The 26,555-nt window shown below is 59.4% G+C and carries 26 protein-coding genes and 1 tRNA gene; 21 read left to right on the forward strand and 6 right to left on the reverse strand.

Annotation, left to right across the window (positions count from 1 at the left end):
• Positions 1–34 precede the first annotated feature (34 nt).
• Genes FHX16_RS00880 through FHX16_RS00890 form a run of 3 tightly spaced genes read left to right on the forward strand, consistent with a single transcriptional unit; the run spans position 35 to position 3,751 of the window.
• Entirely contained in the window at positions 35–949 is a 915-nt protein-coding gene (locus FHX16_RS00880; protein WP_183863304.1) for a carbohydrate ABC transporter permease, read from the forward strand.
• Positions 949–1,812 (forward strand): carbohydrate ABC transporter permease, encoded by an 864-nt coding sequence (locus FHX16_RS00885; protein WP_183863306.1) that lies wholly within the window; start codon positions 949–951, stop codon positions 1,810–1,812. Before FHX16_RS00880 ends, FHX16_RS00885 begins: the two co-directional genes overlap by 1 nt.
• A gap of 25 nt (positions 1,813–1,837) precedes the next feature.
• Positions 1,838–3,751, forward strand: a complete 1,914-nt coding sequence (locus FHX16_RS00890) for a glycoside hydrolase family 127 protein (protein ID WP_183863308.1) — start codon at positions 1,838–1,840, stop codon at positions 3,749–3,751.
• Between the two features lie 28 nt (positions 3,752–3,779).
• Here the strand turns inward: FHX16_RS00890 and FHX16_RS00895 are convergent, their stop codons facing one another.
• Positions 3,780–4,520, reverse strand: a complete 741-nt coding sequence (locus tag FHX16_RS00895) for a type 1 glutamine amidotransferase (protein ID WP_183863310.1) — start codon at positions 4,518–4,520, stop codon at positions 3,780–3,782.
• 119 nt (positions 4,521–4,639) lie between these two features.
• Here FHX16_RS00895 and FHX16_RS00900 point away from each other — a divergent pair, with 119 nt between their 5' ends.
• On the forward strand, positions 4,640–4,936 hold the full coding sequence (locus FHX16_RS00900) for a SelT/SelW/SelH family protein (RefSeq protein WP_183863312.1): 297 nt from the start codon (positions 4,640–4,642) through the stop codon (positions 4,934–4,936).
• Positions 4,937–4,962: 26 nt separating this feature from the next.
• Here FHX16_RS00900 and FHX16_RS00905 read toward each other — a convergent pair whose 3' ends face one another.
• Positions 4,963–5,394: a BA14K family protein gene (locus tag FHX16_RS00905; protein WP_183863314.1), complete on the reverse strand. Its 432-nt coding sequence runs from the start codon at positions 5,392–5,394 to the stop codon at positions 4,963–4,965.
• A gap of 175 nt (positions 5,395–5,569) precedes the next feature.
• On the opposite strand from FHX16_RS00905, the gene FHX16_RS00910 reads away from it, so the two are divergent.
• The 3 genes from FHX16_RS00910 (at position 5,570) to FHX16_RS00920 (ending at position 8,904) form a co-directional block, all read left to right on the forward strand.
• Positions 5,570–5,656: transfer RNA gene (locus FHX16_RS00910), tRNA-Leu, on the forward strand.
• A 97-nt stretch (positions 5,657–5,753) separates the two neighbouring features.
• Positions 5,754–7,535: a hypothetical protein gene (locus tag FHX16_RS00915; RefSeq protein ID WP_259126355.1), complete on the forward strand. Its 1,782-nt coding sequence runs from the start codon at positions 5,754–5,756 to the stop codon at positions 7,533–7,535.
• 421 nt (positions 7,536–7,956) lie between these two features.
• Complete coding sequence (locus FHX16_RS00920; protein WP_259126357.1) at positions 7,957–8,904, forward strand: ParB N-terminal domain-containing protein; 948 nt, start codon at positions 7,957–7,959, stop codon at positions 8,902–8,904.
• A gap of 145 nt (positions 8,905–9,049) precedes the next feature.
• On the opposite strand, the gene FHX16_RS00925 is transcribed toward FHX16_RS00920, so the two are convergent.
• Positions 9,050–9,985 (reverse strand): restriction endonuclease, encoded by a 936-nt coding sequence (locus FHX16_RS00925; protein WP_259126358.1) that lies wholly within the window; start codon positions 9,983–9,985, stop codon positions 9,050–9,052.
• Positions 9,986–10,196: 211 nt separating this feature from the next.
• Between FHX16_RS00925 and FHX16_RS00930 the strand changes: the two genes are divergently transcribed.
• The 3 genes from FHX16_RS00930 (at position 10,197) to FHX16_RS00940 (ending at position 13,057) form a co-directional block, all read left to right on the forward strand.
• Positions 10,197–10,757 carry a recombinase family protein gene (locus FHX16_RS00930; protein WP_259126359.1) on the forward strand — a complete coding sequence of 187 codons (561 nt, stop codon included), beginning with the start codon at positions 10,197–10,199 and terminating at the stop codon, positions 10,755–10,757.
• 495 nt (positions 10,758–11,252) lie between these two features.
• Complete coding sequence (locus FHX16_RS00935; protein WP_259126360.1) at positions 11,253–12,047, forward strand: toll/interleukin-1 receptor domain-containing protein; 795 nt, start codon at positions 11,253–11,255, stop codon at positions 12,045–12,047.
• Positions 12,048–12,115: 68 nt separating this feature from the next.
• Positions 12,116–13,057 (forward strand): hypothetical protein, encoded by a 942-nt coding sequence (locus FHX16_RS00940; RefSeq protein ID WP_259126361.1) that lies wholly within the window; start codon positions 12,116–12,118, stop codon positions 13,055–13,057.
• 216 nt (positions 13,058–13,273) lie between these two features.
• Here the strand turns inward: FHX16_RS00940 and FHX16_RS00945 are convergent, their stop codons facing one another.
• Together FHX16_RS00945 and FHX16_RS00950 are read right to left on the reverse strand one after the other, a co-directional pair.
• The gene (locus FHX16_RS00945; protein WP_183863316.1) at positions 13,274–13,909 is read right to left on the reverse strand and encodes an NrsF family protein; all 636 of its coding nucleotides are present in this window, start codon (positions 13,907–13,909) and stop codon (positions 13,274–13,276) included.
• Positions 13,896–14,462, reverse strand: coding sequence for a sigma-70 family RNA polymerase sigma factor (locus tag FHX16_RS00950; RefSeq protein ID WP_183863318.1), 567 nt, complete (start codon positions 14,460–14,462; stop codon positions 13,896–13,898). The genes FHX16_RS00945 and FHX16_RS00950 overlap by 14 nt, the downstream gene beginning before the upstream one ends.
• A gap of 228 nt (positions 14,463–14,690) precedes the next feature.
• Between FHX16_RS00950 and FHX16_RS00955 the strand changes: the two genes are divergently transcribed.
• The 5 genes from FHX16_RS00955 (at position 14,691) to FHX16_RS00975 (ending at position 17,482) form a co-directional block, all read left to right on the forward strand.
• Positions 14,691–14,960 carry a DUF2282 domain-containing protein gene (locus FHX16_RS00955; protein WP_183753693.1) on the forward strand — a complete coding sequence of 90 codons (270 nt, stop codon included), beginning with the start codon at positions 14,691–14,693 and terminating at the stop codon, positions 14,958–14,960.
• Positions 14,961–15,001: 41 nt separating this feature from the next.
• The gene (locus FHX16_RS00960) at positions 15,002–15,286 is read left to right on the forward strand and encodes a DUF2282 domain-containing protein (RefSeq protein ID WP_183753691.1); all 285 of its coding nucleotides are present in this window, start codon (positions 15,002–15,004) and stop codon (positions 15,284–15,286) included.
• A 69-nt stretch (positions 15,287–15,355) separates the two neighbouring features.
• On the forward strand, positions 15,356–16,210 hold the full coding sequence (locus FHX16_RS00965; RefSeq protein ID WP_183863320.1) for a DUF692 domain-containing protein: 855 nt from the start codon (positions 15,356–15,358) through the stop codon (positions 16,208–16,210).
• Between the two features lie 9 nt (positions 16,211–16,219).
• Complete coding sequence (locus FHX16_RS00970; protein ID WP_183863322.1) at positions 16,220–16,975, forward strand: DUF2063 domain-containing protein; 756 nt, start codon at positions 16,220–16,222, stop codon at positions 16,973–16,975.
• 21 nt (positions 16,976–16,996) lie between these two features.
• Entirely contained in the window at positions 16,997–17,482 is a 486-nt protein-coding gene (locus FHX16_RS00975; RefSeq protein WP_183863324.1) for a DoxX family protein, read from the forward strand.
• 2 nt (positions 17,483–17,484) lie between these two features.
• Here FHX16_RS00975 and FHX16_RS00980 read toward each other — a convergent pair whose 3' ends face one another.
• Positions 17,485–17,817 (reverse strand): hypothetical protein, encoded by a 333-nt coding sequence (locus FHX16_RS00980; protein ID WP_183863544.1) that lies wholly within the window; start codon positions 17,815–17,817, stop codon positions 17,485–17,487.
• A gap of 337 nt (positions 17,818–18,154) precedes the next feature.
• On the opposite strand from FHX16_RS00980, the gene purU reads away from it, so the two are divergent.
• The 6 genes from purU (at position 18,155) to FHX16_RS01010 (ending at position 26,554) form a co-directional block, all read left to right on the forward strand.
• Positions 18,155–19,039: a formyltetrahydrofolate deformylase gene (gene purU / locus FHX16_RS00985; RefSeq protein WP_183753683.1), complete on the forward strand. Its 885-nt coding sequence runs from the start codon at positions 18,155–18,157 to the stop codon at positions 19,037–19,039.
• Positions 19,040–19,147: 108 nt separating this feature from the next.
• Positions 19,148–22,075 (forward strand): aminotransferase, encoded by a 2,928-nt coding sequence (locus FHX16_RS00990; RefSeq protein ID WP_183863326.1) that lies wholly within the window; start codon positions 19,148–19,150, stop codon positions 22,073–22,075.
• Positions 22,076–22,591: 516 nt separating this feature from the next.
• On the forward strand, positions 22,592–22,786 hold the full coding sequence (locus FHX16_RS00995) for a hypothetical protein (RefSeq protein WP_016552281.1): 195 nt from the start codon (positions 22,592–22,594) through the stop codon (positions 22,784–22,786).
• 121 nt (positions 22,787–22,907) lie between these two features.
• Positions 22,908–23,915 carry a P1 family peptidase gene (locus FHX16_RS01000; RefSeq protein ID WP_183863328.1) on the forward strand — a complete coding sequence of 336 codons (1,008 nt, stop codon included), beginning with the start codon at positions 22,908–22,910 and terminating at the stop codon, positions 23,913–23,915.
• A gap of 114 nt (positions 23,916–24,029) precedes the next feature.
• On the forward strand, positions 24,030–25,559 hold the full coding sequence (locus FHX16_RS01005) for an ABC transporter substrate-binding protein (RefSeq protein WP_183863330.1): 1,530 nt from the start codon (positions 24,030–24,032) through the stop codon (positions 25,557–25,559).
• 47 nt (positions 25,560–25,606) lie between these two features.
• Positions 25,607–26,554, forward strand: coding sequence for an ABC transporter permease (locus FHX16_RS01010; RefSeq protein WP_183863332.1), 948 nt, complete (start codon positions 25,607–25,609; stop codon positions 26,552–26,554).
• The last annotated feature ends 1 nt before the right edge of the window (position 26,555 follow it).

A 26,555-nucleotide genomic window follows, 5' to 3' on the forward strand; every position in this document is an offset into this window, starting at 1 on the left:
GCCGATTTTACCAGGAATGATGCGGAGTGTTTCGATGACCGTGACGGGTCAAAAGCAGATTGCATGCGTGCGCAGACGTGCCCCACGACCGGAATGGACGGGCCTCCTCTACATCGCTCCGGCGATGCTTTTGGTGATCGTTTTCTTCGTGCTCCCGGTCGGGTTCACCGCCTGGATGAGCCTTCACAACTGGCCCCTGATGGGTGCCCAGCGCTGGATCGGCTTCAACAACTACTTCCGCATGTTCAATGACGGCCGCTTCGTCGCGGCTCTGAACTTCACCGCCTACTACACGGTCATCGTGACGATCCTGATCTTCGCGGTCGCCTTTCCGCTTGCCCTGTTCGTCGAGCGGCAGCGGGCCTTCGTCAGCACCTATCGCACCGTCATCTTTCTACCCGTCGTCGTCGGTCTGGCGTCGGCGTCGCTGCTGTGGGTGTGGCTCGCCAACGTCGACAGCGGTTTCATCGGTCCCGCCTTGAAAGCGCTCGGACTGGTCGAGAAGAGCCCGAACCTGCTTGCCACCTTCGACAGCGCGTTCCTGACGATTTGCGTCATGGTCGTGTGGAAGATAGCCGGCTTTACAATGATCATCCTGCTCACAGGGTTGCAGGCGATCCCGACCGATCTCACCGAGGCCGCTGTCGTCGATGGCGCAAACTGGTGGCAGCGTTTCCGCTTTCTGACGCTGCCGTTAATGCGCAGGACGATCGCGCTTGCTCTGATTATTTCGGTGACCGGCTCGATCCTCGCCTTCGATCAGTTCTACATCATGACCTCGGGCGGACCGCAAAACAGAATGATTTCCGTCGTTTACTATATCTTCAACCAGTCGTTCGTGTCTTTCAATCTCGGCTATGGCGCAGCGCTGTCGATTGCACTGCTCGCCATTCTGGTCGTCATCAGTGTCGTGCAGCTTTGGCTGCTGCGTGTCGGGGAGGAGCGCTGATGAGCCTCGTCACTGGTCGCAGGCGAAGCCGTGTAATCCGTGGGCAGGCTGCCTATCACGGCACCGGCATCGCTATAGCCATTTTCTTCCTCGCTCCGTTTGTTATCACTCTGCTCGCCTCGCTCCGGCATGGCACGGAGGCGCGGTTGCCGCCGCTGCCGCCATGGCCGACGAACGGCATCAGCTTCGATTCCTATCGCTCGCTGGACAGTTTCGGCGCCGGCATCTGGCAGCATACTCTCAACTCGCTCATCGTGTCGGTTGCGACAGTTGTGCTGACCGTGGTCATCAGCCTGCTCGCCGGCTACGGCTTCTCGCGCTACCGCTTCCCGATGAAGAACGTCTTCTTCATCCTGATCATCGCGACGCTGATGATCCCCTTCCAATCCATTCTCACACCACTCTTCATCATCCTTGCCAGGCTCGGGCTCAACAATTCCCTCTTTGGCCTGACGCTGGTTTATGTGACGCTACAGCTGCCGTTTTCGGTATTCATGATGCGCAACGCCTTCGATGCGGTGCCAAAGGAGATCGAAGAAGCAGCGCGTATCGACGGCGCCCATGACCTGAAGCTGCTCGTGCTCGTGCTGCTGCCGCTTGTCCTGCCGGGTGTCGCGACCGTGGCGATCTTCGCCTTCCTCAATGCCTGGAACGAATTCCTGGCTGCGCTCGTGCTGCTTTCCAGCAACGAGAAGTACACGCTGCCCGTGCTGATGATGGCGGTGCGCGCCGGTCGTCTGGGCGCGATCAACTGGGGCGCCGTGCAGGCGGGTGTCGCCGTCATGACGATCCCGTGCCTCATCGTTTTCCTGCTTCTGCAACGCTACTACATGCGCGGGCTGATGGCCGGCGCTGTGAAATGACCTCCGAAGAAAGATGGATCAAGCCATGAACAAGTTGAAAAGAGATCGCCAGTTTCGTCCGCTTCCCGTACCTGATGTCGATGTGCATGGCCTGTTCGGAGAGCGCCAGGATGCGATCTGCAATAGCACCGCCGAAACGCTGCTCGATCGCTGTGTCGAGGCCGGCATGCTGCAGGCAATCGACGTTACCAAACCGAGCCCAGGTATTGTCATCCCGATCGGTCCCTGGGGCGGTTCGACGCAGATGTTTTGGGATAGCGATCTCGGCAAGTCGATCGAGACGGTTGCCTATTCGCTCTATCGCCGCGCCAATCCTGCTTTGGAAGGCCGGGTCGATGCCATCGTCGATATGTACGAGAAGCTGCAGGATAAGGATGGCTATGTGAATGCCTGGTTCCAGCGGGTTCAGCCCGACCGCCGCTGGACCAACCTGCGCGACCATCACGAACTCTATTGCGCCGGTCACCTGATGGAAGGCGCGGTCGCTTATTATCAGGCCACCGGCAAGCGTAAGCTGCTCGATATCATGTGCCGCTTTGCCGATTACCTGATTTCCGTCTTCGGTCACGGCCCGGGCAAGATGCCGGGCTATTGCGGCCACGAGGAGGTCGAGTTGGCACTGGTCAAGCTCGCCCGTGCGACGGGTGAGAAGAAGTACCTGGACCTTGCCAAGTTCTTTGTCGATGAGCGCGGAACGGAGCCGCACTTCTTCACCGAAGAGGCGATCCGCGATGGTCGCAGCACAGCGGACTATCATCAGAAGACCTATGAATACAGCCAGGCCCATCAGCCGGTTCGCGAGCAGAAGAAGGTCGTCGGCCACGCCGTTCGCGCCATGTACCTCTATTCTGGAATGGCCGACATCGCGACCGAGTATAACGATGACAGTCTGACCGGCGCTCTCGAGACCCTTTGGAACGACCTGACGACCAAGCAGATGTATGTCACTGGCGGCATTGGCCCAGCGGCGGCCAACGAAGGCTTCACTGACTACTATGATCTGCCGAACGAAAGCGCGTATGCCGAGACCTGCGCTTCCGTCGGCCTGGTCTTCTGGGCAAACCGCATGCTTGGCCGCGGCCCGAACCGTCGCTATGCCGATATAATGGAGCAGGCACTCTACAACGGCGCGATGGCCGGCCTCTCGCTCGACGGCAAGACGTTCTTCTACGAAAACCCGCTGGAAAGCGCTGGCAAGCACCACCGCTGGATTTGGCACCATTGCCCCTGCTGCCCGCCGAACATTGCCCGCCTGCTCGCCTCGATCGGCTCCTATATGTATGGTGTCGCCGACGACGAGATTGCCATCCATCTCTACGGAGAAGGCAAGGCGCGGTTCAAAATCGCCGGCTCGGATGTCGAACTGACGCAGAAGACCCGCTACCCCTGGCACGGTGCCGTTCATTTCGACATCAAGACAAGCACGCCGGCTCGCTTTGCGGTTTCGCTGCGTATCCCGGAATGGGCGAATGGCGCAACGCTCGCCGTCAACGGTGAGCCGATCGAACTGGGCTCAGTCGACGTTGATGGTTACGCCCGCATCGAACGCGAGTGGCGCGATGGCGACAAGATCGACTTGAACATTCCGCTGGAAGCGCGCGCTCTTTGGGCAAATCCACTGGTTCGCCAGGACGCCGGGCGCGCTGCTCTGATGCGCGGTCCTCTCGTCTATTGCGTCGAGGCAACGGACAACGGGGCAGGCCTGAATGGCATCCGGCTTGGCGAGGATCTATTGGCAAGCACGGCGGAGATCGCCGAGCTTGGTGGTGCGGTCGCCCTCGATGTCCCGGTGACCAAGGATGAGTCGGATTGGGGTACGACACTCTATCGGACCAAGCCGCCGGCAACCGGGAAGGGGACGGCACGCTTTGTGCCCTATCATCTGTGGGACAACCGCGCGCCCGGCGAAATGCTCGTTTGGATTCGCTCTGCCCAGTAGCGCAGCAGGTTCACCATAAGTCGCCGGCTTACCTGCCGGCGACGGCTTCGGGCTGTGACCGCACCTGTGCTCTGATCATGCTGACCCAGTTGCGCCCGATGGCAAGGCCGCTGGCATCGGATTCGCTCGCGTGGGCGGCGGCAAGCGCCGCATAGCGTTCATGCCAGCCTGGCTCCATCTGTTCGATTGAAGTCGCAAATTCGACTTTCCAGCTGTCGATGACGGATGCGCTGGCCTCGAAATGGAACTGCGTGCCATAGGCCGCCCGTCCCACGCGAAACACCTGATTCTCCGCTAGCCTACTGACGGCAAGACGGGTCGCGCTGGCCGGTAGCGTGAAGGTGTCGCTGTGCCACTGGAACGTTGTGAAGTCCTCTGCAAGCCCGGAAAGCAGCGGGTCGATCCGGCCCTCCTCGGACTTGCTGACCGTGTGCCAGCCGAATTCCAGCCTGGCATTCAGCAGATTTTCGGCACCGTAGGCGCGCGCCAGGATCTGTGCGCCAAGGCAGATGCCGAGCACGGCCTTATCGGCCTCGGCAAACTCGCGCATCAAATGCGTAAGCGCCGGGAGGTAGGGATAGTTCGCGTCGTCGATAGCGTTCTGTTCACCACCGAGCACCACCAGCGCATCATAATCGGCATCACCGGCAGGCAGCGTACCGTCGATCCAGGGATAGAAGTGCTGGATTTCGGCATTGGCTTCCGCCAGCGCTAGGCCCAGCGAGCCGAGCGGCGTGCTCTTCATGTTCTCAACGACGGCGATCCGCATCAGCATCTCCCTACGATCCTCGAGACGGAGAGGAACACCAGCCGCTTCGCGATTGCAATATGGATTGCGCCATGCCCACGCAGTTCTTAAATCGGGATGAACGAAAGGGAGCCCCCGACATGAGCGACAAGAAAGCCCGCGTGACGATCCTCTATTGCACCCAATGTAACTGGCTGCTGCGCGCCGGCTGGATGGCCCAGGAGTTGCTCCAGACTTTCACTGACAGTCTTGGTGAGGTGGCGCTCATTCCCGGCACCGGTGGCAATTTTGAAATACGTGTCAACGGCGATTTGGTCTGGGAGCGCAAGCGCGACGGCGGCTTTCCCGGTCCTAAGGAGCTAAAGCAGCGCGTGCGTGACATCATCGAACCTGGCCGCGATCTCGGCCACGTCGATCGGGCCTCGCTGGAAAGCTGAGGCAGGATCGAAAACCGGTTCTGCCGCTAGTCAAAAGGTGAATTGCAGGTCTTGTAGAAACCCTCATAGGTTACGAAGCGATCAGTCTTCGGGTTATAGGTTCGATACTGAGTTCTGCACCAATCCACATGGAATTGCCGGTCCTGCGTCTTCGGCTGCACGGTACGAACAGGCGGCGGCGGATTGTAGTAGAGCGGCCCGCGTCCCTGTGCGCCCGGTCGATAGTAGGTCGGACCGGTGGCCGTTGGCGGTCGAAAGTTCGGCTGTACATAGGACGGCCGGAACGATTGCACCGGGCCGAAGGTAAAACAGCCGCGTGCGTCGCACATGGTCGACCCCACGCGGATCACGTCTGATTCGCCGACGTATGGCGAAAATCCGCTGAGCGGCATCGCAAGCACGGCGCAGGGCAGCAGGGAGAACAGCGCGATAAGGCAAAGATTGTGGAGGCCAGGCATCGGATCATCCTTTCTTGCTTCCATATAGGGCGTCTTGCGCCGATCGCTATCGCGTTGCTTCAGACTGGGCCGCTGCCATCATACACCGACATCAACGACTTTTTTGCTGCCTGTCAGGAAAACTTCAAAAACGCTGTTGACAGCAAGAGGCCACCCCCGTACATGGCTCTCCGTCGCCCAGATGGCGGAATTGGTAGACGCGCCAGCTTCAGGTGCTGGTACCCGAAAGGGTGTGGAGGTTCGAGTCCTCTTCTGGGCACCATTCCCAAACGAAGTCTTTGATTCGACTTCGATATCAGCTTTTTCAATAACTTACGCGCTGTGCCCGGTACAAAGGCTTGGTACAAGGACGGCGTGTTATGGGCGTAATGCTGAACAACCTCTACTACGTTGGTCATCGCTGGAAGTTCCGGAAGGTGATCCCCGCTAAGCTCCGCCCACACGTCGAGGGACAGATCACCGAGTTCGTCCGTTGGCTCGGCTCGGGGCAGAAGAACGACCCTGTAATCCTCAAGAAATGCGCTGAGGCAGCGAGGGAATGCGAAGCCTTGCTCGACCTCGCAAGGAAGCGTGCGGCGGGGCACTTTGACGATTTAACCGCTGAGTTAATCGCTCACATCATCAAGAGCGAACGCCATCGTCTGCTTGCAGAAGATGAGGAGAACCGCTTCGATCCACACGAAGACCACTTCTTCGAGGAGGTCAGAAGGCAAGTGGCAGGTGTGACTGGGGTCGAGTTTAACGATGACCCTGACAGGCGCTGGTCTCAACGGCAAGAAACGCACGAGATGCTCCTCAAGGCTTATCGAGAGGACTACGCACGAGGCCGTATAAGCGACGTGGTGAGAGACGAGTTGGAGGAGGTCTGTCTGGCGCATGGCCTCTACGTGGACATCAGGAGCGATGGGTACGGGCGACTGGCGAGAGCCTACCTCTCGCTCGTGATCGAAAATTCGGTGGCAAGCTTGAAGCGCCAAGCTGGTGAGCCGGTACCAACACCTGACCCCCCACCGCCGGCATCGGCAGTCCAGCAGAAGTCGGCACCTGCAGAGGCGCAAGGTTTGACCATCCGCGAGATGGCCGAGAAGAAGCTGGACATGAACAAGAAGGGGCATTCCACCACGGAGGCTACCGAAACCGCACTACGCCTGTTCGAGAGCGTGAGTGAGGGAAAGCCAATGGCTTCGATCACCCGGCGGGAGGTTGCCGAGTGGATACTCCTTCTCCAACAGAAACCCGTTCGTCCAGACAAAGAGCATCGACAGCTCGGTCTGAGGGAACTGGTTGCCGCTTACGCTGACCGGCTGACCGTGCCGAGATTGTCGGGCAAGAGTGTGAACGGCCATGTTAGCCACCTCAATTCGATCTGGGCATGGGCGAGGAAGCGCGGCCACGTTGATAGGTCACTCGACAATCCATTCAGCGACCAGCGTGTAGAGGAACGGCTACCAGCGGCTGATGAGGGTTTTACTGCGTCGCAGCTCCAAGCGATCTTTGACCTACCAGTCTTTACGCGAGGAGAGCGTCCTACGCAGGGAAGAGGAGAGGCGGCCTTCTGGCTTCCCCTACTTCTGCTGACGTACGGAAATCGGCCAGAGGAGATGTGCCAGCTTTTGGTAGGCGACGTGTTCTTTGATGACGAGGAAGACCAGTGGTGCCTGCGTATCACAGACGAAGGAGTGCATCCGGTTAAAGGCGCGCGGCACATCAAGGCCGATGGTAACCCGGTCATTAGACGAACATTGCCGATCACTAAGACACTCCTCGACCTCGGGTTCACCCACTACGTGGAGGCTTTGAAGAAGTCGGGGCAGGTCGCGCTGTTTCCAAAGCTCACGATGAAAGGCAAGCGCGGATACCTCCACGCGAGCTTTGCCACGTGGTGGGGCAAGTATCTGAGAGAGCATGGAGCCATCCCTGAGACAGGTAATAAGCCATTGCGCGGGTTTCGCGACGCATGGACCACGGCAGCCGCTCGCAGCGGTCTAACCGAGGAAGAGCGGGAGTGGATACAGGGACATTACGTGAGCAAGGGCAAGACGAGTAACCGTCGCTACGGAGTACGAGACTTCGGCTCCAAGATCGATGACATCACGTACAAGGGCTTAGACCTCTCGAAGGTCAAGGGGTGGCAGTATTAAGCGCCGTCATCGAGTGCTTTCGGCCGAGGCCATTGCTACCCACTTATGGGAGGGTGGGTTGGCGGCCAGTCGACCAACGCGGCGGTGACAATTCAATTACCACTACCATGGGGATAAATTGAACGTAGTCGGCGGCCTTCACGCGGCAGTACGCCGACTGGGATGACCCCGATCAATTACCCCCACCATGGGGTAGAATGTAGCCCGCTCTTAGAGGCAGTAAGTCGACCCGAATAGCTCGGCCAATTACCCCTCACTTATATAAGAACCACGCGCCTTCGAGCGACCCGATCCCCGGGAGTTGGTTCAGCCCGCTCACGTTCTGTTCAGCCTTGCCCTCGGTGACCGATGCGTTGCCGAGGGTCTTTTCATTCGGCTGAACGAGCGACCGCAACAACAATAACATCGAACAAGAACGAAGATGCCAGATACCAATCACAGAATCACCACCACGGCCTCACAGGAGGTCGCTGAGTCGATCCTCAGCAAGGTCCATAACCAACCCTTCGCCCGCGCTCTGGAGACTCTACGGGCCGCCTCTGAGCTAACAACAGAGGTTGTCGACCCCCCGCCTACCCATGTCCCTCAGAAGGACTTGATCAAGATACCTCAGGTGTTCCAGATCAGAGATCAGGACGTTCACGAAAGTCACGTGAGCGACCTCAAGAGGCTCCTCACCCTCCACAAGGCTCTCGACCCGATCACCGTGTGGCGGTGCGAGCAGTCCGTAATCGTCATCGATGGCCATCACCGGCTCGAAGCTTATCGGCTCTGGAACCGCGAAGCGCCGATACCGGTCAGCTTCTTCAAAGGTACCGTCGAGCAGGCAATCCAGTTTGCCGAGACGGCGAACAGCAAGGCGAAGCTTCAGGTCACCTACCGGGAGAAGGCGAACTACGCCTGGAGGCTTGTCGTCCATGCTGATGAGCTTGGAAAGCTCTCAAAGGCTCAGCTCATCCAGAGGACGCACATCAGCAAGGGCACGATTGACAAGATGCGCAAGGTCGCCCGTGAGCTTGGCCCGCAGGCTCGCACGTTCTCTCAGTGGGACAAGGCAGATCGGGAATGGCAACGGCAGACAACTGGAGTGGAACATGAAATCGATGATGCATGGATTCAAATGGAAGCGATGAGAGTAGTTGATCGTCTGGGAGCGACCTTCGCCAAGACACTTGCTAACCGGCCCGAGGTTACAGCCACGGCCTTCAGCCACATCCTCGGCAGGAAGTCTCTGGAGATCGCTCAGTTGATGGTAGAGGCAAAGGGTCTAACCATGGTCCTGTATGATCGCGACGGAAACGAGATCAATGATCTTGATGGCTACGAGCCTCCCGAGACCGAGCCAGATAACATAGAGCTGCCTTTCTGACCCCTGATCTGCCCAATGCTCAGGTAGCCCAATCTGGGCAGGCAAGGAGCGGATGTTTGGCGAAAAAATCTGAGAGGGCATCTGGATATAGACGGATAGCCGTTTCCCCCCGGGTGCCCCCTCATCGTACTCGTCCGAGAACTGACTACTCAGGCGAGTCAGTAAAGAACGCTTCGTCGACGCCCTGAACTACATAGGTGCGATGCGTTCGAAGACCGACGCCGTGCTGGATCATCAACTGTGCGAGCCTTCTTCCGTTGATTAGGACGATCCGGTGTTGAATGCGATGAAGATACTCTTGGGCCTCCTTCGAGAAGTCGGAGGTGGTCACGAATACTCCCTTGGTAGCCCCCTCACCCGTCAAGGAACCGATGAACCTCTGAATGTCCGGACGGCTTACCCTGTTGTCTGGCGCGTAGCGCTTCGCTTGGATGTAAACAGCGTCCAGACCGAGAGCGTCTTCATGGATCACACCGTCGATCCCTCCATCTCCAACGACCTTAGTAAGCTGTCCATTGGCTGCGTCGCCACCGCCATAGCCCATTGCGATTAGGAGTTCGAGGATGAGCCGCTCGAAGCGTTGGGGCGTCATCTGCTGGAGAAGGGTTTGGAGTTCGTCGCGCAGCGCAGCATTCAGTAGAGAGTGTGCCGTTTCGATTGCATCTTCAGGCGTCTGGCTATCGTCGATCGGAGCTTCGGGAGCCGGGGTGGGCCGGGGGCTATCGCTGTCCCCCTGCCGAGACTGCACGATCCAGTCCGTAAACCCGCTGAACCGCGCAAGAGTCGCATTGTCGATCTTCTCCGGGTTCTCAGAGAGCAGCTTTTTCCCTGCCTCCGTGATCACGTGCTGATTGCGGCGGGGGGAACTCAGCAGCCCCGCTTTCGAAAGATACGTTCTCGCCCAGTGCGTTCTGCTTTGCAGCACCGTAACACGACCGCTCGGGATTAGCTCCGCTGCTTCATCGTCGTTAATGCCATACATCTCTTTTAGCTTAGGCACGCACTGCGCCACGTTCGTCGCACCCCCGGCGAATAGCTTGAGTGTGGGGAGCATTAGAGTTTCGTAGTCTGGGATGGCCATCAAGGTCTCCGGATCGCACTGCTTCGAGCGGTGATCTTGCACAGTCTGACCTCGGTTGCCAGAGCAGGTTGCTCGCAATGGTCAGTGTCAATAGGGCTTGCCCATGTGACTCCGTCTGATAGAGCTGAAATAGTGTCACATGAATGGTTGTTGACTTTTGGCACTGTCGGTGTCAAAGAATCTTAGATTCTATTGGCACTGTGAGGGGCGCATGACATCTGCAATCATCGGCTACGCGAGAACATCAACCATTGACCAGACTGCTGGACTTGAGGCGCAACTCCGAGACCTTGAAGCCATGGGATGCCAGCGCATCTTCAAGGAGCAGCTCTCCTCAGTTGACACCAAACGGCCGGAGCTGGAGCGAGCGATTGATTACGTGCGGGAGGGCGACACGCTGGTGGTAACCAAGCTCGACCGCCTCGCCCGCTCTATGACCCACCTGACCGAGATCACCGGCAAGCTCAAAGCGAAAGGCGTTGAACTGAAGGTATTGGCCCTCAACCTCGATACGTCCACGCCTACGGGTAAGCTCATGCTGAACCTGCTGGGTTCTATTGCCGAGTTCGAACGGGAGCTGATGTTGGAACGACAGCGGGAAGGAATCGCCAAGGCAAAGGCGGAAGGTAAGTATCATGGGCGCGTCCCCACAGCTCGGCGCAAGACGGACGATATTCTGAGACTTAAGGCCGAGGGAAAGACGGTAGACGCAATCACGAAAGAGCTTGGCATTAGTAGATCCAGCATTTTCAGAGTGCTGCGCGAGGCGTAGGCTCTGCCCGTTGTCCCGCTGGGGGCGTGATAATGGATTTTTGCCATCTCGTGCGCCCTATCCAGTCGAAGACTCTCTTGATCAATTCAAGGAGCGGTTGCAGATTGGCTCGGAGACGCGACTGCGCCGGACACTAATTTTTGAGGGATGCCAAAGTGAGCATAGAGGGTCTTTGGATAGTGGAGTTTTCCTCACCCGGAGGAGAAGGATCGGGTACCGTTGTCTTCTCGAATGGGAGACTGCTCGGCGGTGACGGCAGTTACTACTACAGTGGCCACTATTCGTTGAAGGACTCTCAGATCACCGCAACTCTCACGGCCAACCACTACAGCGGGCCACTCAGTAACGTCTTCGGCCCACTGAGGACGGTCACCCTGAGTCTTCAAGGAGCGGTGGGTGGTGACCTAATCATGGCTCAAGGTATCAGCAAAGGGCCGCCTACCATGCGAGGGTCGTTCCGTCTTCGCCGAGTTGAGGCACTGTAGGGAGAGGCAGTTGAAGCTATTCATTAGTTGGTCTGGCAATGTGAGCCAGCAGATTGCCCAAGAAATTCGGAAGTGGCTTCCGCTGATCCTTCCGGCGATCGAACCCTTTATAACCACCACTGACATTGAGAAGGGCGCGCGCTGGCAAGGTGAGATCAGCCGCGAACTGGAAGAAAGCAACTACGGAATTGTATGCCTAACGGCGCAGAACCTGCAGTCACAATGGCTTGCATTCGAAGCGGGAGCCTTGTCCAAGCAATTGGCCGGTCGAGTTGCTACCGTCCTGTTCGGCGTAAATCATGCCGAGGTTCAGCAACCACTGAGCATGTTCCAAGGCACGCTGTTCAACGAGCAGGATGTGCGTCAGTTGATCATCAACATCAACGCGGCGGCACCACGGGAGCAGCGCAGGGAAGACGCCCAAATCGAGCGGCTTTTTCCGATGCTGTGGCCAGACCTTCGTGATCCAGTTGAGTTGATTATTCAGGCCGCAGCGCAAGCGCCCGGAGACCAACCCGCAGCACCGACACTTGATGAGTTAGCAGCAGAGATGCTTGCTCTACTCCGCCAGCAGAACTCTGTCCTGTCGTCGCCCGAGCGTTTCCTCTCGCCTGTTATTGATAGACTTGATGCGATGCTACCGCCCTCTCGTGTGGTGGAGGGTCAACGAATTAGACAACGGGTCGCACCCGTCCGCCGTCCCTGGCATCAGGAGGAAGCCAAGGATGGAGGTGATATCGCCGTGACTGAGGTGGCCGGGGACACCGAGAACGATGAGCATTCTGGTCAAGCGGAATCGGTCTAAAACAGCTTACGGTGACCGGTTGTCCGGTGTTGCCGCCATAGATTAACGCGCGTTTCGGAGCCGCAACGATGTTGGGCGCTACTGATGAGGAGAGGGAAGAGGTCGCGGGGTACTTCAAGTGGCAGGCGCCAGACCTCACAATCACTTTTCTTCAAAAAGTGTACTCGGAAGCCGTTCTTGGCCACGTCCACGATGTTTGGGACATCCATACTGACAAGGACCGCTGGTGGGTCATAACGAACCCGACCAACCTCTATTCCCAAGAGCAGTTCCCTAACCTCGACTTGGTCGTGACGTTCCACGTTGGCCTCTGCCTACGCATTCCACGTTCAGATAAACAAGACCCTGACCCGCGTCGGCTACTGCCGTTCGGAGACGTGTTCAAACAGTTGGGGCAGGCTGGCGAGGCGCTTACCCAAGCCAAAGGGCCAGCGGATTACCAAGGCATAGGAGTCAGGTGCAGGGAGACGTTGCTTTCCTTCATCGCAGCGGCGCAGGATGCTGCGGACTGGGGTGAGGGAGAGCAGCTTCAGAGAGGCAACCTTAAAGGCTGGGTGGACAGAATACTTGGCACGGCACTGATTGGGGCGGCTCAAAAGGAGCGTCGCCACCTCCTTCGTGCGCTCTTGGTGGAGGCGTGGGACTTCTCCAACTGGCTTACGCACACCAAATCTGCCTCGTGGCACGATGCGGAGATGTCCGTTACAACTACCGAGCATGCATTGGGGTTAGCAGCGTCACTCGTGGCTCGGCACATCAAGGGTGTTCCTGACGGATGCCCGGAGTGTGGCTCACCAGACCTTAACCCGGAGGAGGGTCGAAGCTCCGAGACACTGGGCGTCGTTTGGGAACGTCCCCTTTGTCGTGAGTGCGGATGGGTAGGCTCTGCGGTGCCGGTGTATGACGAGCCACCGGAGGAGACCGAAGCCATCATTCGGAGAGCCGCAATTGATGGCGAAGACGAATGTGCGATTATGGAGAGACCCTTCCGTTCCCTTCAGACACCATGAACTTTGCAAACGTGACAGCGACCCAAAAGGGCCGAACGAGCCGTTGACGTTGGTACAAAAAACCAATACAAAGCCCGCACACGGCGACGATTTAAGATGTTGATTTTGCTGATTTTATGATGGGAATATTGCCAGTCCTCTTCTGGGCACCATTCCCTAAGAAATGCAATGGGAAAGCCGATATCCACGGCTTCCCGTTTCCTCTCCGAAAAGACATTACCACCGCAGATAACGACGCCCGATCAGGCTGCCGATGGCAGTCACGGCTGCGATCGCGATCGTGTACCAAGTGGCCACGAAAAGCGGACTGTCGTCGGGGCAATGCCAGGCGTAGAGCGCCGCTGCAATCCCACCCGCCGCAAGACCGGCAGCGCCTCCCGCCAGTGATGGGCGCTGCGGTGCGCCGTTCCTCAAGGCCAGCATGAAGCCTACCAAAGGCGCAAGCGACAGCAGCGGAATGAACATCAGGCAGAAGGGGGCATTGTTGCCAATCAGGTTTGCTTCCCATGCATCCGATGGGATCACGCGCATCTCCGCGATCACTGCGACGATCAGCAGGGCAAGCGGCAGAAGCAGCGCTGCGGCGCTTGCCTTGACGGAAACCCCAGGACGCCCGATGCGGAACACGACGATGCACGCTGTCACCGCAAGCACGACGGTGAAACCGATCTTGAAGAGCACACGCGAAGTCTCGAAGATACTCCACATGTTGTGACGGATGCCGATCGTTGTCAGCAGAATGGCACCTGAGACGACGACGCCGACAACAAGCGCTAGGACGAGGATTTGCCCTAGCCGGGCACGGACCGCTGCGTCTTCGGCCAACAGGTTGATCAGGTCATTCGTCTTCACGTGTTTCACTCCGATAGAGGGCCGCCAAAGACTTCAACGCGCGATGAAGCGCGACGCGCACGGCTCCTTCAGTCATTTTAAGCCTTTCGGCTGTTTCACGCACACCGGCACCTTCCAGCGAAATCGAACGGACGATGTCGCGCTGGGGATCACGCAGCCGTGCCAGCAGATGGCTGGCGTCAAGTCGATCCATGGCATCCGTCTGCTCTTCGGCCTCAAGCGTATCTATTACGTCTTCAACCGGCACATTCACATGTCGTCCGCGCCGGCGGAGGCTGTCGATTAGCTTGTTGCGCACGATGGCCGACAGCCAAGGACCGATCGGGCGCGACGGATCCCAGGAGCTGCGCTTCAGGTGGACGGCAAGCAGCACCTCCTGGACCACGTCTTCGGCCTCGCTCGCCGGGGCGCCCAGCTGATCACACCGCCTGCGGGCCATTGCGCGTAGATGCGGCGTGACGGCGGCAAGAAAGCGGTGATAGGCCTGCGTGTCGCCTTTGAGAGCGCCACGCATCCACCCTGCCCATTCCTCTTCACGCGTCGAATGCCTCATCCGCACTATCCTCTACGGACCGCCACACGTTTTTGTTACCAACATCGGAGCCGATTTTTCGATCCGGCCGGAAGGCTTTGCTGCGCAAGCGTTTTCTCTCGCAATCGAGGACGCGGCAAGATGGGGCCGCACAAAAAATCACGACCACTGATGTAACAACTCACCGGATGCTTCCGTAGACCCCAGTGCAGGCCAATCACGGCTTGTCCCTTAAACGGAGACGGAACCATGAAAAACAGCATCGCTACCCTGGCTCTCGCGGGCTCCCTTGCTTCCGCGCTTGCAACGATCGCGGCGCCGGCGGCCTCTGCCGCCGATGCCAAGGAAAAATGCTACGGCGTCGCAATGAAAGGCCAGAACGACTGCGCCGCCGGCAAGCATGATTGTGCCGGCAAGTCGACCGTGAGCTACGACAAGGCTTCCTTCAAGCTTGTCCCCGCCGGCACCTGCACCTCGATGAAGACGCCGAAGGGTCACGGCTCGTTGATGCCGGCCTGATTGCTTATCGACATCAGTAGTTTCAAGGACCGGAGATCATCATGTCCAACGTTTCAGCAACCGTCTTTGCCGCTTCCGTGGCGACTGCTTTGTCCCTGATCGGAACCGTGCAGGTTTCTGCCGCCGATACCTCGAAAGAGAAGTGCTATGGCATCGCGCTCAAGGGGCAAAACGACTGCGCCGCCGGGCCCGGCACGACCTGCGCCGGCACATCCAAGGTCGACTATCAGCAAAACTCCTGGAAACTCGTTCCGGCGGGCACCTGCGTTTCGATGAAGACGCCGAACGGCCACGGCTCGCTGATGCAAGGTCCAGCTCCGGCCTGATCGGGGGACCAGCCACCGGCAGCGGCACTAGGGATCGTGTCGCTGCCGCCAAGAAGTTGGAGATCAGCCATGAAACCGTCCGAACTGCCGCGCCGCGCCGGCATTGGCTTCAAGCCGGAGCACTTCGTCAGCATCAATGCCGGTCGCCAGCCGATCGGCTTTTTCGAAGTGCATGCCGAGAACTACATGGGAGCGGGCGGTCCACCGCACGCCCAGTTGAGTCGATTGAGGGAAGATTACGCCCTGTCGGTCCATGGCGTCGGCCTGTCGATCGGATCGATGCAGCCGCTCGACCGGGAGCATCTCGCACGGCTGAAGGTTGTCTGCGACCGCTATGAGCCCGAGAGCTTCTCCGAACATCTCGCCTGGTCGACGCATGACAGCGTGTTTCTGAACGACCTGTTGCCGTTGCCCTACACCGAAGCGACGCTGGCGCGCGTTGTCGAGCACATCGACGAAGTGCAGAGCATGCTGAAACGGCAGATGCTGCTCGAAAACCCCGCGACCTACCTCCTGTTCGAGGAGAGCACGATCGAGGAGACGGCGTTCTTGAGTGAAATCGCGCGCAGTACAGGCTGTGGCCTGCTCCTTGATGTCAACAACGTCTTCGTTGCTTCCACCAACCACCACATGGATCCTCGCGACTATTTGGCCCGCTTCCCGATCGGTCACGTGCGCGAAATCCATTTGAGCGGTCATTCGGAAACGATCGACGATCGCGGCGCGCCGCTTCTGATCGATTCGCACGATACGGCGGTCAAGGATCCTGTCTGGGCGCTTTACGAGGAACTCATTGCCCGAACAGGGCCGGTCGCAAGCCTTGTGGAATGGGACAACGAGGTGCCGGATTGGCCTGTGCTGCGGGCAGAGGCCGAGGCTGCCGACGCTATCTTGCGCCGCGCGGCCAGTGATCTGGCTGCATAGGGGGATACGATGGGCCTCTCGACGCAGACCAATTTTGCTACTGCCTTGATAAACCCCGAGGCGCCTGTTCCTTCCGGGCTGATTGCATGGAATGGGCCGACGCCGGAGCGTCGCTTTGGCGTCTACCGCAACAATGTTGCCCTCGGTTTGATCGGTGCACTGGCCTCCCGCTTTCCAGTTGCGGAGAAGATCGTCGGTGCGGAATTCTTTGCCGCGATGGCGTCTGAGTTCATTCACCACTACCCGCCGCGTTCGCCGCTGCTTTTATCCTACGGAGATGAATTTCCCAAGTTCGTCGCCTCGTTCGAGCCAGCGACGGAAATCGCCTACCTGCCGGATGTTATTCGCCTTGAATTGGCGCGTAGTCGCGCCTACCACGCCGCCGACGCGGTCCCTTTGGATCCCAGCGTACTGGCCGCAATTGATCCGGAAAAGCTCGCAGGTCTCGTTTTTGAACCGCACCCATCCCTGTCGGTCCTACGCTCACCACATCCGGTGGTGACCATTTGGGCGATGAACGCCGGCGAGATCGAGCTCGGACCGATCGACGATTGGCAGGGCGAAGATGCCCTGGTCACCCGAGCGCATTTGAACGTCGAGGTCTGCCGGCTGCCGCCGGGTGGCGCCGCCTTCCTGGAGGCACTGGCAGCCGGCGTGTCGCTCGGCGGCTCGGTCGAGGCGGCTGTCGGCGGGGCCGCCGCATTCGACTTATCGACGAACCTCGCCGGCGCCTTGCGCGCGGGTGCATTTCGTTCCGTTCGCTAACCGACCTCTGGAGATGCAGCCATGCACAACGAAATGACGATGCCCCGCACACAGGGGCCGACACTGCCGCAGAAGTTCTATATTGGGCTGCGAGTGCTCGATCGAATTCCACATGATGTGATCGCCCTGATCTCTCGCCTGTCGATCGGTGCTGTGTTCTGGCAGTCCGGTGAGACCAAGGTCGATGGCTGGCACGTCACCGACAATGCGGTCTATCTGTTCGAGAACGAATATAAGTTGCCGCTCGTGGATCCCTGGATTGCCGCTCATCTGTCAGCTTTTGCGGAACACTTCTTCCCGTTCTTGCTGGTGATCGGCTTGGCGAGTCGCCTTTCCGCCCTTGCCCTGCTCGGCATGACCTTGGTGATCGAACTGTTCGTCTATCCCGATGCCTGGCCGACGCATGGCACCTGGGCGGTGTGCTTCCTCGTGATCATTGCCGGTGGGCCGGGGCGGATCTCGATCGACCACCTGATAGCACGCCATTTTGGCAACAACGCGCGATAGGCTCACCGGACCGGCTGGTAGTGTCCGCGCAGCGGCACCTGCGTGCCGACGCTTTCGACGCCGTCGCGATCGCAGACATAGACTAGGGTAGGTAACCCGCCGGTCCGGAAGATCTTGTTATACGAACGGCGGAGCGGACGCGTTTCCGTCCGGCAATTGTATTGCTCCTCGTCCTTCGGGTCCGGTTGGGCTTTGACGCCGGGCAGGTTTACGAAGGGATAGTCCGATTGAACGGGAGCCTCACCGGCGCGCCGCCAATCTGCAGCAAAGCTCGAGCCTGGCGCCAAGGTTGCGCCGACTGCCAAGGCGATCAACAACGCTCTCGCGAACGACATCTTGCCGGATCCAGATTCATTTCCTTCATCGAGATAGGCGCGGACACCGCGTGCATCAAGCGAGGGGCTCATTCTGCCGCCCGTCATCTCGAAAACGTGACCTCGTTCGGCCGTAGCGCTGCTACGGCGGGGATACGCGTCTTGACGGCGCAAGCGGAACGGAATTTCGTGCTGTCTGCCGTAAGTTGATCGCGACGGGAAGACGCCAGAGAGCCTGCAAGCCTATGACAGTTTCTCCCAGCAGATAGTTGCATGAATGAAGGCGCGGTACTCTATCCGTGACTTTCGCTTTGATCTAAGCAGGCCGGCCGATGGGCGCCGCGAGAGGACGGAACAGATGACGAGCTATGTATTGACGGTGACGTGCAAGTCGACGCGCGGGATCGTGGCGGCTATCGCCAACTACCTGGCGGATCAGGGTTGCAACATTATCGACTCGTCGCAATTCGACGACCTCGATACCGGAAAGTTCTTCACCCGCGTCAGCTTCATTTCCGAAGAGGGGGTCGGGCTTGCGGCGCTCAAGGAAGGGTTCAAGCCCGTCGCTGAGAAATTCGACATGGACACCGAAATCCATGATGGCGACAGTCGCATGAAGGTGCTCCTGATGGTGTCGCGCTTCGGCCACTGTTTGAACGACCTGCTCTACCGCTGGAAGATCGGCGCGCTGCCGATTGAGATCGTCGGCGTGGTCTCCAATCATTTCGACTATCAGAAGGTCGTGGTGAACCACGATATCCCCTTCCACCACATCAAGGTGACGAAGGAAAACAAGCCACAGGCGGAGGCTCAGCTCCTTGATCTCGTCGATCAAACCGGCACCGAACTGATCGTGCTCGCCCGCTACATGCAGGTTCTTTCCGATGCCATGTGCCGCAAGATGTCCGGCAGGATCATCAACATCCATCACTCGTTCCTGCCGAGCTTCAAGGGCGCCAACCCCTACAAGCAGGCCTATGAGCGCGGCGTGAAGCTGATTGGCGCCACGGCGCATTATGTCACCGCCGATCTCGACGAAGGTCCGATCATCGAGCAGGATACGGCCCGCATCACTCACGCTCAGAGTGCCGACGATTATGTCTCCATCGGCCGCGACGTCGAGAGCCAGGTGCTGGCCCGCGCTATTCATGCCCATATCCATCGTCGCGTCTTCCTGAACGGCAACCGCACCATCGTATTCCCTGCAAGCCCGGGCAGTTACGCCTCCGAGCGCATGGGCTGACAGTCGCGGCGGATTCGCCGTTATCGGCGGCGATCTCCCCGCTTGCCGGTGGCAAGGATTCGATTATCTGCTTAGTCTGCAAAATCGAATCATGCCGCGGGGGATGCCATGACTGACGAGACGCTTGCCTATCGCGCGACGTTGCCACGCCCAGACGTGACCGCCGCGGAAGCCGGCGACCTTCTCCAGTCGCGGTATGGCCTCTCAGGAACGCTCACCGAACTCGGCAGCCAGCAGGATCGCAACTATTGCCTGGATACCGGCGAGCGACGCTATGTCCTGAAGATTTGTCATGTAGCCTATGAGACTCTGGAGCTCGAAGCCCAGAATGCGGCCATCCATCACATCAGTTCGAAAGAGGGGGCGCCGCGCGTTCCGCATGTAATCCCCTCGACCGATGGACAGGACATCGTCGCGGTTACCGTCCGCGACCAGACATATCAGGTTCGGCTGCTGGAGTATCTCGAGGGCGAGGGGCTGACGCATCGCAAGCACCTACCGAAGGAGTCGGTTGCGGCACTTGGGGCGCTTTGCGCCCGTCTGGCACAATCGCTCGCCGATTTCACGCATCCAGGCCTCGATCGCAGCCTGCAATGGGACTTGCGCCGCGCCGGTCCGGTCGCCGTCCAGCTGCTGTCGGCGATTACCGACAGCGCCGCCCGCGATCGCATCGCCAAGACGATGGTATCAGCCGTGCGGCGAATCCAGCCGCTGGCGCCGTCTCTGCGGTTGCAGGCCGTGCACCATGATGTGACCGGCGACAACGTCGTCAGCCACCGCGACAGCTACGGCCGTCTGGTTCCCGACGGCGTTATCGATTTCGGCGATATCATACGCGGCTGGCTGATCGGGGATCTCGCGGTGACTTGCGCCTCGCTGTTGCATCAGGCGGATGGCGACCCGCTCTATATTCTTCCGGCGGTGAAGGCATATCACGAGGTTTATCCTCTGACCGAGGAGGAGCTGCGCGCGCTCTGGCCGCTGGTCGTCGCCCGCGCTGTCATTCTCGTCGCGAGCGGCGAGCAGCAGATCTCGGTCGACCCCGAGAACGACTATGTTCGCCGCAATCTCGAGTTGGAGCGCCGCATTTTCGATACGGCGGTCTCCGCCCCCTACGAACTGATGGAGATTGCTGTCCTGAAGGCGGTTGGTATGAGCACGACCGTGCTTTCGACGGAAGGCTGGCGTCCACTCTTTCCTGATATCGATCCGGCGACAATTTCCTTCGTCGATCTCGGCGTTTCGAGCCCGCATTTCGCCGCGGGCAACTGGTCGCAAGCCGACATGGATTGGCGCCTGCTTGCCCGCGCTGCGGCCGAGACCGGTACGTCGGCAACGCGCTATGGCGAGTACCGGTTGTCGCGTTCCAAGCTTCGCAGCGCCACGCCGCCGGCGACTTACACATTGCATTCCGACATTTGCCTTGCTGGCGGTACCACGGTTTCCGCCCCCTTCGCCGGGAAGGTCAGCTGGAAGAATCACCATTTCGTTCTGGCAGGCGAGGGTATCAGCCTTCATCTCGACGGTATGGAGCCCACGATTGACGATGAGGCGGACGTGGAACCAGGTCAGCCCCTCGGTGCGATCTCCGGCGAAAGCGGATCTCTCGGCGGTCTGCGGGTACAGCTCTCCACTCTTGTGGGCACCGAGCCGCCGCTGTTTTGCGCTCCTCGGGAGGCGGCTGCCTGGTCGGAATTATGCCCGTCGCCGGCAGCACTTCTGGGAACCGGCGTCGATGCACCGAAGCCGGCGTCCACGGAATTGTTCGCTCTCCGCCAAGCTCATCTTGCAAAGCCGCAGAAGCACTACTATGAGGCGCCACCGCAAATGGAGCGCGGTTGGAAGGAGCATATGTTCGATGTCGAGGGGCGAGCCTACCTCGACATGCTCAACAACGTAACGATTCTCGGTCACGGCCACCCGCGCCTGGCCGAGGCGATCAGCGAGCAATGGTTGCGGCTGAACACCAATTCACGCTTCCACTATTCAGCCATCGCGGAATTTTCAGAGCGCCTTGCCTCTCTTGCCCCCGAAGGGCTGGACGCAGTCTTTCTCGTCAACAGTGGATCGGAGGCCAACGATCTCGCGTTGCGACTGGCGTGGGCGCATACGGGGTCCAGGCATGTGCTCAGCCTGCTCGAGGCCTATCACGGTTGGTCGGTTGCAAGCGACGCCGTATCCACGTCGATCGCCGATAATCCGCAGGCCCTGACGACGCGGCCCGACTGGGTACATGCCGTTCTGTCGCCAAATACCTATCGGGGTATGTTCCGCGGTTCTGAATCAGCCACCGGGTATTTGGAAGCGGTCGTTGAGGCCCTCGAGGGCATCGACACCAAAGGTGAGGGCTTGGCGGGCTTCATCGCCGAGCCGGTCTATGGGAATGCCGGGGGCATATCGCTGCCGGATGGCTACCTCGCCGCGGTTTACGGGCAGGTTCGAGCTCGCGGCGGCGTCTGCATCGCCGACGAAATACAGGTGGGGTATGGACGGCTTGGGCATCATTTCTGGGGTTTTGAACAGCAGGGTGTCGTGCCCGACATCATCACCATTGCCAAGGGCATGGGGGACGGGCATCCGCTCGGTGCCGTCATCACCACCAAGGCGATCGCCGGTTCGCTGGAGAAGGAAGGTTATTTCTTCTCTTCGGCTGGCGGCAGTCCGGTCAGTTGCGTCGCCGGTATGACCGTGCTGGATATCATGGCCGACGAAAAGCTGCAGGAGAACGCACGTGATGTCGGCGACTACCTCAAGGGTCGCCTTGTGGCGCTGATCGCAACCTATCCGCTCGTCGGCGCCGTGCATGGCATGGGGCTCTATCTTGGATTGGAACTGGTTCGCGACAGAACGACGCTGGAGCCGGCGACGGAAGAGACCGCGGCGATCTGCAATCGACTTCTCGATCTCGGCGTCCTGATGCAGCCGACCGGCGATCACCTGAACGTGTTGAAGATCAAGCCACCGCTTTGCCTGACGCCAGAAAGCGCAGATTTCTTCGTCGACATGCTGAAAAAGGTGCTTTCGGAAGGCTGGTAAAGGGCGGTCGCCCCGTTAACCATTTCGGTCATTTCAAGGCTTACGGCTTTTTAACCAAACGCCCATTGCCGGAATCAGTGATGCTTCCTATGTCTGCTCCGTGATCGAAAGAGAGCGTCAGGCTGTCACGCGAATTGCACAAAGACTTGATAGGGTTCTTGCAGTCAATTCGAGTATGATGGAATGAAATTTTCCGAATGGTCGATTTTTTGACATGTTTCGGAATATGTTTCTGACAGACTGCGAGATATAGTCTACAGAATAGATAGATTATAGCGCAGTCATCGCCGAGTCCCACCAACGGGGCCTCAAGCAAGCGCAACGCCAACGAAAGGAACGAGACATGAATGACATCAATACTCTCGCCGATTTCCTTGGGCGATTTGTGCTTGGCAATGACCGTCCGGGCGCCCTCTCCCGCCCGAACTGTCGAATGTGACCTTCGTCCACCTCTAACGGAATCAGACAAGTCAATTCGCCATCGCCAGCGCATACCGCGCGGCAGGAGTTCTACGCATGAAAAAAGAAGTAATCGAATACGCCGGCGTTCCCGTCGGGATCGTCATCCCGGATGAGAACCGGTTGAAGTTCATCGCAGTGAAGTACCACGTTCACGACCTGGACGAGCAGCATTTCAGCTCGCCGGCGGAGGTGAAGCTTGCGATCCATGATCTGATGACCCGCCGTGACCCGAAGCCGATCCATGCCTGAGCGCATGAGACACGGCCGATCCAGCCCTGACAGATTTGAGACCGGTCTTGCCCAAAGGTGAGGCCGGTCTTGTGTTTTGACCGCTGTTGCGGTCCTATCGCGCGCTCCTGTTCAAACGAGGATGGCGCGCTTGCTCAATCTGATCACCGACATTGAAGGCGTTTCCGTCGGGCACGCGACCGACCTGAAGCTCGGTTCGGGCGTGACCGCCATCGTGTTCGACGAACCGGCCACTGCATCCGGCGTGGTATTGGGCGGCGCCCCCGGCGGTCGTGACACGAGCCTTCTCGATCCCTCGATGACGGTCGGCGCGGTGGATGCCTTCGTGCTTTCCGGCGGCTCGGCCTTTGGGCTGGATGCGGGAGGTGGTGTACAGGCTGGGCTCCGCGAGGCCGGTCGCGGCTTTCCGGTCGGCGATGTGAAGGTACCAATCGTTCCCCAGGCAATTCTCATGGATCTGCTGAACGGTGGCGACAAGGACTGGGGTCTGCAGTCGCCCTATCGCGACATGGGCTACCAAGCCTTCAAGGCGGCGGCGAAAGGGCACATTGCCCTCGGGACAGTCGGCGCGGGCGCGGGAGCGACGACCGCCACGTTCAAAGGCGGGCTCGGCTCGGCCAGCGCGGAGACCGGCACCGGATTGAAGATCGCAGCGATCGTTGCCGTCAACGCACTCGGCTCGGCGACGGTGGGCGAGGGGCCGCATTTCTGGGCGGCGCCGTTCGAACTGAACGGGGAATTTGGCGGCCTCGGATTGCCGTCACCGATCTCTGAAGCCGACACCCGCCTGCGGCTGAAAGGCGTGAACATCACCGCGACAACAATCGGCGCCATTGTCACGGATGCCGAGCTGACTAAGCAAGAGGCGCACCGGCTGGCGATCATGGCGCATGACGGTTTCGCGCGCGCCTTGCTGCCAGCTCACCTGCCGCTTGATGGCGACACTGTTTTTGCTGCTTCCACCGGCAAAAAGCCACGGCCGGACTTTCCCGCCTTTCTGGAACTCTGCCATCTCGCGACCATCGTGATGGCGCGCGCCATCGCGCGTGGCATCTACGAGGCCACCGCACTTCCGGTTGCCGGCGCGCAGCAGGCTTGGCGAGATCGCTACCCCGATCGCGCGAGATAGCCTAAAGAATAGGCTATGCCGAGAACACATGCTCGCCATTGTGTGTGCACTCCGACAATGACACCTTAGCAGCAAAAGGCCATCGCCATCGCGGCGGCCAGACAAGGGAACAGAATGAAGAAGGTTTCGCTCGTGCCGTCGGCGCAGCTGGTTAGGCGACTTTATTTTGGCGCGGCCGTGTCGGCCGGTCTGGTTGCGCTGGGGCTTACCCCGGCGGAGGCCGCCAAGACCAATCTGACCCTTGGTATGACTGTCGAACCGACTGGTCTCGACCCGACGATCGCAGCGCCTGTCGCGATCGGCCAGGTCACTTGGCAGAACGTTTTTGAAGGCCTGGTGGCAATTGACGAGTCCGGCAAGATCCAGCCCCAGCTCGCCAGGAGCTGGGAGATTTCCCCCGATGGTCTCAGCTATACGTTCAAGCTTCAGAGTGGAGTCAAATTCCACGACGGCGAGGCTTTCGATTCGGCAGCAGCAAAATTTGCGCTGGATCGCGCTCGCGGCGCTGACTCGGTAAATCCGCAAAAACGCTTCTTCGCCTCGATCGCATCCATCGAGACACCCGACCCGGAAACGCTCGTCCTGCATCTCTCCGCGCCTACAGGCAGCCTCCTCTATTGGCTGGGTTGGCCAGCCTCGGTGATGGTCGGCCCGAAGTCTGCCGCAGCGGACAAGACGACGCCCGTCGGGACCGGCCCGTTCAAGTTCGTGAACTGGGCAAAGGGCGACAAGGTCGAACTCGAGAAGAACGCCAATTATTGGAACAAGGACGTCGCGGTAAAGCTCGACAAGGTGACCTTCCGCTTCATTGCCGACCCTCAGGCGCAAGCCGCCGCGTTGAAGGCGGGCGATGTCGATGCCATTCCGGAGTTCGCGGCGCCGGAGCTGATGAGTTCATTTGACGATGATGCAAGGCTTGCGACCAAGATCGGCAACACCGAGCTGAAAGTTGTTGCCGGCATGAACAACGCCAAGAAGCCCTTCGACGACAAGCGCGTACGCCAGGCGCTGATGATGGCAATCGATCGGAAGACTGTCGTCGACGGGGCTTGGTCAGGACTCGGCACTCCGATCGGCAGCCACTATACGCCGAACGACCCGGGCTACGTCGATCTTACCGGCGTCCTGCCCTACGACCCCGAGAAGGCCAAGGCTTTGCTTGCCGAAGCCGGCTATCCCAATGGTTTCACGTTCACGATCAAGTCGCCGCAAATGGCCTATGCGCCGCGAAGTGCTGAGGTCATGCAGGCGATGCTCGCCGAAGTCGGCGTGACGATGAACATTGAGCCGACCGAATTCCCGGCCAAGTGGGTGCAGGATGTGATGAAGGATCGCGCCTATGAGATGACCATCGTCGCCCACGCCGAACCGCTCGACATCGACATCTACGCCCGTGATCCGTACTACTTCAACTACAAGAATCCGGCTTTCAACGATCTGATGAAGAAGGTGCAGGAGACCTCGGATCCCGCTGCACAAGCGAAGGTCTATGGTGAAGCTCAGAAGATTCTGGCCGATGATGTGCCGGCGCTCTATCTCTTCGTCATGCCCAAGCTCGGCGTCTGGGACAAGAAGCTGAAGGGCCTCTGGGAGAACGAGCCCATTCCCTCCAATGTTCTCGCCAACGTCTCTTGGGAAGACTGATTGCGGATGAATGACATGGCGAGGCGGCAAACAGAACCGGACCTGACATGGTAACGCTTTTGTCGCGTCGCGTCGTTGGTCTGATCGTCACGCTTGCTATCGTTTCCCTCCTCATCTTCGTCGTGACGGACCTGCTGCCGGGCGATCCCGCCTCCATTATGCTCGGAACGTCGGCCTCGCCGGAAACGCTCGCGACTCTTCGCCACGAGCTCGGCCTCGATCAGCCGCTCCTGTGGCGCTATGGCGAGTGGCTCGCCGGCGTATTCCGGGGCAATCTCGGCCAATCCTATACCTATGGTGTCCCGGTTGCTGGCCTGATCCTCGAGAGGTTGGCAGTTACGCTACCTCTTGCGCTGATCGCAATCGCGCTCTCCATTGCCATCGCCATCCCTTTGGGCGCTCTTGCGGCAGCGCATCGAGGCGGCGTGCCGGACGCCGTCGCTTCGATCTTCTCGCAGCTTGGCATCGCGGTTCCGGGATTCTGGGTGGCGCTGTTGCTGATCATGCTTTTTTCGACGGCACTCGGCTGGATGCCGGCTGGAGGATTTCCGGGATGGAGTTCCGGCACGTGGCCCGCTCTCAAGGCGCTCGTGATGCCCGCAATAGCACTTGCCTTGCCGCAAGCCGCCGTCCTGACCCGCGTCACGCGTTCTGCCGTTCTGGAAACCCTGCATGAGGACTTCACCCGAACGGCGCTTGCCAAGGGACTGTCGAAGCGTCGGGTCCTGTGGCGCCACGCGGTGCCGAACGCGCTCGTTCCTGTTTTGACAATCCTCGGCCTGCAGTTCACCTTCCTGGTCGCCGGCGCGGTTCTTGTGGAAAACGTCTTCAACCTCCCGGGCCTCGGCCGGCTTGCCTATCAGGCGCTATCGCAGCGCGACATCATCGTCATGCAGGATGTCGTGTTGTTCTTTGCCGGGCTCGTCATCGTCATGAACTTCGTCGTCGATCTCTCCTATCTTGCGATCGACCCGCGCTTGCGGAAAGGCATTTGAC

This window comes from Rhizobium sp. BK661 (genome assembly GCF_024808825.1).
In the GTDB taxonomy this organism is placed as follows: Bacteria; Pseudomonadota; Alphaproteobacteria; order Rhizobiales; family Rhizobiaceae; genus Rhizobium.

Coding starts and splice junctions, on each gene's coding strand:
- FHX16_RS00880 (WP_183863304.1), top strand. CDS start 35: ATGACCGTGACGGGTCAAAAGCAGATTGCATGCGTGCGCAGACGTGCC.
- FHX16_RS00885 (WP_183863306.1), top strand. CDS start 949: ATGAGCCTCGTCACTGGTCGCAGGCGAAGCCGTGTAATCCGTGGGCAG.
- FHX16_RS00890 (WP_183863308.1), top strand. CDS start 1,838: ATGAACAAGTTGAAAAGAGATCGCCAGTTTCGTCCGCTTCCCGTACCT.
- FHX16_RS00895 (WP_183863310.1), bottom strand. CDS start 4,520: ATGCGGATCGCCGTCGTTGAGAACATGAAGAGCACGCCGCTCGGCTCG.
- FHX16_RS00900 (WP_183863312.1), top strand. CDS start 4,640: ATGAGCGACAAGAAAGCCCGCGTGACGATCCTCTATTGCACCCAATGT.
- FHX16_RS00905 (WP_183863314.1), bottom strand. CDS start 5,394: ATGCCTGGCCTCCACAATCTTTGCCTTATCGCGCTGTTCTCCCTGCTG.
- FHX16_RS00915 (WP_259126355.1), top strand. CDS start 5,754: ATGGGCGTAATGCTGAACAACCTCTACTACGTTGGTCATCGCTGGAAG.
- FHX16_RS00920 (WP_259126357.1), top strand. CDS start 7,957: ATGCCAGATACCAATCACAGAATCACCACCACGGCCTCACAGGAGGTC.
- FHX16_RS00925 (WP_259126358.1), bottom strand. CDS start 9,985: ATGGCCATCCCAGACTACGAAACTCTAATGCTCCCCACACTCAAGCTA.
- FHX16_RS00930 (WP_259126359.1), top strand. CDS start 10,197: ATGACATCTGCAATCATCGGCTACGCGAGAACATCAACCATTGACCAG.
- FHX16_RS00940 (WP_259126361.1), top strand. CDS start 12,116: ATGTTGGGCGCTACTGATGAGGAGAGGGAAGAGGTCGCGGGGTACTTC.
- FHX16_RS00950 (WP_183863318.1), bottom strand. CDS start 14,462: ATGAGGCATTCGACGCGTGAAGAGGAATGGGCAGGGTGGATGCGTGGC.
- FHX16_RS00955 (WP_183753693.1), top strand. CDS start 14,691: ATGAAAAACAGCATCGCTACCCTGGCTCTCGCGGGCTCCCTTGCTTCC.
- FHX16_RS00960 (WP_183753691.1), top strand. CDS start 15,002: ATGTCCAACGTTTCAGCAACCGTCTTTGCCGCTTCCGTGGCGACTGCT.
- FHX16_RS00965 (WP_183863320.1), top strand. CDS start 15,356: ATGAAACCGTCCGAACTGCCGCGCCGCGCCGGCATTGGCTTCAAGCCG.
- FHX16_RS00970 (WP_183863322.1), top strand. CDS start 16,220: ATGGGCCTCTCGACGCAGACCAATTTTGCTACTGCCTTGATAAACCCC.
- FHX16_RS00975 (WP_183863324.1), top strand. CDS start 16,997: ATGCACAACGAAATGACGATGCCCCGCACACAGGGGCCGACACTGCCG.
- FHX16_RS00980 (WP_183863544.1), bottom strand. CDS start 17,817: ATGTCGTTCGCGAGAGCGTTGTTGATCGCCTTGGCAGTCGGCGCAACC.
- purU (WP_183753683.1), top strand. CDS start 18,155: ATGACGAGCTATGTATTGACGGTGACGTGCAAGTCGACGCGCGGGATC.
- FHX16_RS00990 (WP_183863326.1), top strand. CDS start 19,148: ATGACTGACGAGACGCTTGCCTATCGCGCGACGTTGCCACGCCCAGAC.
- FHX16_RS00995 (WP_016552281.1), top strand. CDS start 22,592: ATGAAAAAAGAAGTAATCGAATACGCCGGCGTTCCCGTCGGGATCGTC.
- FHX16_RS01000 (WP_183863328.1), top strand. CDS start 22,908: ATGGCGCGCTTGCTCAATCTGATCACCGACATTGAAGGCGTTTCCGTC.
- FHX16_RS01005 (WP_183863330.1), top strand. CDS start 24,030: ATGAAGAAGGTTTCGCTCGTGCCGTCGGCGCAGCTGGTTAGGCGACTT.
- FHX16_RS01010 (WP_183863332.1), top strand. CDS start 25,607: ATGGTAACGCTTTTGTCGCGTCGCGTCGTTGGTCTGATCGTCACGCTT.